Origin of the sequence: Planktothrix sp. FACHB-1355 (assembly GCF_014748295.1) — a bacterium.
GTDB lineage: Bacteria > Cyanobacteriota > Cyanobacteriia > Cyanobacteriales > Aerosakkonemataceae > Aerosakkonema > Aerosakkonema funiforme_A.
On sequence record NZ_JACJUP010000481.1, the window covers coordinates 1 to 4,760 of the forward strand.

Sequence of the window (4,760 nt, forward strand, 5' to 3'; positions counted from 1 at the left end):
AATCTCGATGTTATTGTTATCGGTAGCGGTATCGGCGGTTTAACAACTGCTGGACTACTCGCACGTTACGGCAAAAAAGTGTTAGTCTGCGAAAGTCACGCTATTGCCGGTGGTGCAGCGCACAGTTTCTCGCGGCGGGGATTTCATTTTGATTCTGGCCCTTCATTTTATTGTGGCTTAAATCATCCCAAAAGTCTCAATCCGTTGCGTCAAGTTCTGGAAGTTTTGGGAGAATCTCTCGAAACTGTGAGTTACGATCCGATGGGACACTATCATTTTCCCGAAGGTACTTTTCCCGTTTATAGCAATGGGGAACGTTACCGAAAAGAAGTAGCAAAAATTACTCCGCAAGGTGCGATCGAACTGCAACGCTTTGAAAAACCTTTGCTGCAATTGTACGAAGCATTAAAAGGAATCCCCACTATAGCTTTACGCGCAGATTTGCAAATAATTCCTGTGTTGCTGACAAGATATCTGCCATCACTATTAAAATTATTACCTCAAATCGGAATAGTACAAGCTTCTGTCGGCGAAGTAATGGATAAAGAGGTAAAAGATCCTTGGGTGCGACGATTAATCGATTTAGAATGTTTTCTGTTATCCGGTTTGAAAGCAGAGGGAACTATTGCGCCGGAAGTAGCTTTTATGCTAGGCGAACGCAGTAATATCGGAGTAGATTATCCGGTGGGAGGAAGTGGTGCAATTGTTGATGCTTTGGTGAGGGGTTTGGAACGCTGGGGCGGAAAGTTAAGATTGAATGGTCATGTCGAACAAATCTTATTAGAATCAGGCAAAGTTGTCGGTGTTCGCTTGCAGAATGGGGAAATTATCAAAGCAGCGATCGTTATTTCCAATGCGACTATCTGGGATACTTACACCAAACTGCTGAAACCAGAAGATTTGCCAACATCGTATCGCCAAAAGTCTCTCGCTACACCTGCTGTTGATAGTTTTATGCACTTGCATTTGGGTATTCGTGCAGAAAATTTGGAAAATCTCACCGGACATCACGTAGTCGTGCATGATGCTAATTTAGATATTAGCGAACCGGGTAATACTTGCATGATTTCCATTCCGTCTGTTTGGGATGCAAATCTCGCGCCACCCGGACATCATGTGGTTCATGCTTATACTTTAGAACCTTACGAAAATTGGCAGCGAGACGATCGATATGAAGAGAAGAAAAAAGAGCGATCGCAACCTTTATTTCGCGCCTTAGAAAAAGTAATTCCCGATATTCGCGATCGCATTGTGCTGGAACTCATCGGTACACCCTTAACTCACGCCTATTACCTACGTCGATATCAAGGAACTTATGGCCCAGGAATTGCCGCCAGAAAAGGCACATTTCCAGGCCCACAAACCCCTATTCGAGGATTGTACCGCGTTGGCGACAGCACCATGCCCGGAATTGGCGTTCCCGCCGTCGCCGCCTCCGGTATTTTGTGCGCGAATTCTTTGTTGAATTAACTACCCAAAATATTAGCATAAAAAGCTCAGCTAATCTGATATCTTGATAGAAAATTACTCGAATAGAAGAGTTTCTGCAATGGCGTTAACCGCTTCCACCATGTTGGCATTGGGTACTAAAGCACCCGATTTTCATCTACCAGATGTAGTATCTGGTGAAACGATATCGCTTGCTACTTTTGCCGATCGAAAAGCTCTGCTAGTAATGTTTATCTGCCAGCATTGTCCGTTTGTCAAGCATATTAAGACAGAATTGGCGCAACTGGGAAAAGATTACCAAGCAGAAAGCATCGGGATAGTTGCGATCAGTGCTAACGATGTCGCCAATTATCCAAACGATGCACCGGATAAACTCAAGCAAATGGCTGTTGAGTTGGGATTTACGTTTCCCTTCTGCTACGATGAGAGCCAGGAAACTGCCAAGGCATACACGGCTGCTTGCACACCAGACTTTTTTTTGTTCGATCGCGATCGCAAGTTAGTTTATCGAGGTCAGTTGGATGACAGTCGCCCAAGTAACGGCATTCCGGTAACGGGGAAGGATTTGCGAAGCGCCCTAAATGCGGTATTATCGGATAAACCGATTACCCAAGACCAAAAACCCAGCATTGGCTGCAATATTAAATGGAAGCCCGGTAACGAACCATTCTAGATATTATTGCCTAATATTGCATACTACCCCCCCAAAACCCGTTTTCCCAGAGAAAGCGGGTTTATAACATTTTTGATAACTGCTGAAATACAGTAGGGTGCGTTAGCTATCAGCGTAACGCACCAAAATGTGATTTGCTGTTAACTAACATCTTGCACCATTCTCAACAAGACCTAATAAATCGGGTTTCTCAAGCAAAAGTTGCCAGAAAACCGGTTTCTAGCCCCAGTCACAATCCCTATCAATTTAACTCCCAGAGACACAGCCATGAAATCTCAACAATTTTTGATAATTATATTGATAGCCATAGGCGCAATAACCGGCTCGACTTTGGCAGCCATTTCTTACCTCAACAACAGACAAACTGCACCTACCATAAGTGAGATATTTCCTGAATCTACAGATAATTCTACACCAGATCCAATCCCCGATCTTGCAGAAACCGCACCCACGCAACAAAATTCATCGCCGCCACCAAAAGCAAGCGAGTTTTCCCAATTCCGGTTGCGTCTTTTGGATGCAGTAAAGCGACGCGATGCTAAATTTATTCGCACTATTGTCAATGCCAAAACTCAGTGGGGTTTTGGTGGTGCGATCGATCTCAATACTTATAATATTGATAACAGACAATCACCTTTTTGGCAGTACATGGAAAAGGCAATTGCTGCCGGCTGTACTATAGACCCCGACACAACAGAACCCGAACAAGAACTCGGTTCCGATATATGGTTTTGTCCAATCACCTTCGGCAAACAAATTTATAAATTTGGTTGGCAACAACAAGTAGCAATTTTAGGTCAAAATGTCAATGTTAGGTCAGAACCAGGTTCCGGTTCTCCTGTAGTAGATGAACTTTCTAGAGATATCATCCAATTTGATAAAGAAACTTTTGATAACTTGCCCCAACGCTTGCAACAAGCGATAAACTCTCCAGATGGCTGGACGCCAGTCGTATTAAAAAACGGCCAAAAAGGATGGGTGCAAAATCGATTTGTTTATTACGAACCGAGGGATTATCGAGTCAGTTTTATTCGTTCTAAAGGCCAGTGGTGGTTGCGTTATTTCTGGCGCGGAAATGCGAATTAAAAACAGGAATTTATGATATAATCGTAATTTAAAGCAACTTGTAATTGAGGAAGCTTTTATGAATTTGACCGTTAAAGACTTGGAAAGGCTGCAAACAGAACTACAAGAAGCACATTTAGACTACCAATTGGAACTGGTAGACGGGAGAATTATTGTTATGGGGCCATCTGATGTAACTTCCAGTGAAGTGGGTGCAAGATTAATTATCTTTCTGGGTGGGTGGGTAATGCCCCGCAGATTGGGGCGTGTTTATGATTCGAGCGGCGGTTTCATCTTGCCCACAGAAAATGCTGATTTACGCGCACCAGATGTATCGTTTGTGCGTGCGGAAAGGCTCAGAAACAGTCCGCGTGACTTTGCAAGAGTAGTGCCAGATTTAATGGTAGAGATTAAATCGAAAAACGATAGAGTTAACCCGCTAAAGGAAAAGATAAAAGCATTTTTAGAATTGGGCTCGCAAGTGGGAATACTAATCGACCCAGATAAGCAAAAAGTAATTCTTCTTCGTCGTGGCGGAGAGGAAAACGAATTAACGAATAGCGATGTTTTAACTATTACCGAATTATTTCCTCGGTGGGAATTGCCTGTTTCCGAATTGTGGCCACCTGAATTTGAATAATTAGCAATGGGAATCAATTTTTAGTAAATATAAGGAGAACAATATGCAAACCCAAACAGAGAAACGCTACTACAGCCGCGAGGAATATTTGGCCCTAGAAGAAACTGCTGAGTACAAAAGTGAATACCACGATGGAGAAATAGTACCGATGACAGGCGGAACAACTAATCACAATGAAATTCTGGGTAATCTATTCGCACGTTTAAAATTAGCTCTTAGAGGTCGAGGATATCGTGTATTTGCTAGCGATGTACGTTTGTGGGTGTCGCGTTATCGGAGATATTTTTATCCAGATATTATGATAATTCAGGGAGAACCAGTTTATGAGGGTGGTGGAAATACTACGGTGACGAATCCATCACTAATTGTAGAAGTTTTATCGGATTCAACTAGAAATTACGATAAAGGAGATAAGTTTGATTATTATCGATCGCTCCCCGAATTCCGCGAATATATTTTAATCGATCAATACAAATTTCATATCGAACAATTAGTGAAAACCGCAGAGGGAAAATGGCTGTTAACTTATTACGAATCCGCTGATGGAGTTTTAGCGTTAGATTCCGTAGATTTCCAAATCCCATTAAGCGATATTTATGAAGGAGTTAATTTTGATATTGTAGAAGAATAATATTGTATTTAGTTGCGCTTTAGCGCTAAAGCGCAACAACGTACCTAATGAACTTGAGCTATTGCCACGTAATTAGCAGCTTGCTATATAATAGAGTTATGATGAAAAAAATTTTTTCTGAGGTAACAGCTATGCAGCAAATAACTTTAGATGAAGCTACCAAAGATTTGTTAGCTTTAATTGAAGCAGCGCTCGAAGGTGAAGAAATTGTCATTACCAAAGACGATAAACCTGTGTTAAAATTAAGCCCGATATCTCCCGCCAAGAAAAGTTGGCCTGCCAAAGCAGGGAGTGCCAAAGGT

The 4,760-nt window shown here is 42.2% G+C and carries 5 protein-coding genes; all 5 read left to right on the forward strand.

The genetic code is table 11. The features are described from left to right. Positions 1-1,470 (forward strand): NAD(P)/FAD-dependent oxidoreductase (locus tag H6S82_RS18810; protein ID WP_191056546.1); only part of this gene is annotated, 1,470 nt, incomplete at its 5' end. Between the two features lie 79 nt (positions 1,471-1,549). Continuing rightward, complete coding sequence (locus H6S82_RS18815; protein ID WP_190461632.1) at positions 1,550-2,122, forward strand: thioredoxin family protein; 573 nt, start codon at positions 1,550-1,552, stop codon at positions 2,120-2,122. Positions 2,123-2,389: 267 nt separating this feature from the next. Then, the gene (locus tag H6S82_RS18820) at positions 2,390-3,208 is read left to right on the forward strand and encodes an SH3 domain-containing protein (protein ID WP_190461630.1); all 819 of its coding nucleotides are present in this window, start codon (positions 2,390-2,392) and stop codon (positions 3,206-3,208) included. A gap of 58 nt (positions 3,209-3,266) precedes the next feature. Next, the gene (locus tag H6S82_RS18825) at positions 3,267-3,827 is read left to right on the forward strand and encodes a Uma2 family endonuclease (protein ID WP_191056547.1); all 561 of its coding nucleotides are present in this window, start codon (positions 3,267-3,269) and stop codon (positions 3,825-3,827) included. Positions 3,828-3,870: 43 nt separating this feature from the next. Further along, positions 3,871-4,458, forward strand: a complete 588-nt coding sequence (locus H6S82_RS18830) for a Uma2 family endonuclease (RefSeq protein WP_190461627.1) — start codon at positions 3,871-3,873, stop codon at positions 4,456-4,458. Positions 4,459-4,760 lie beyond the last annotated feature (302 nt).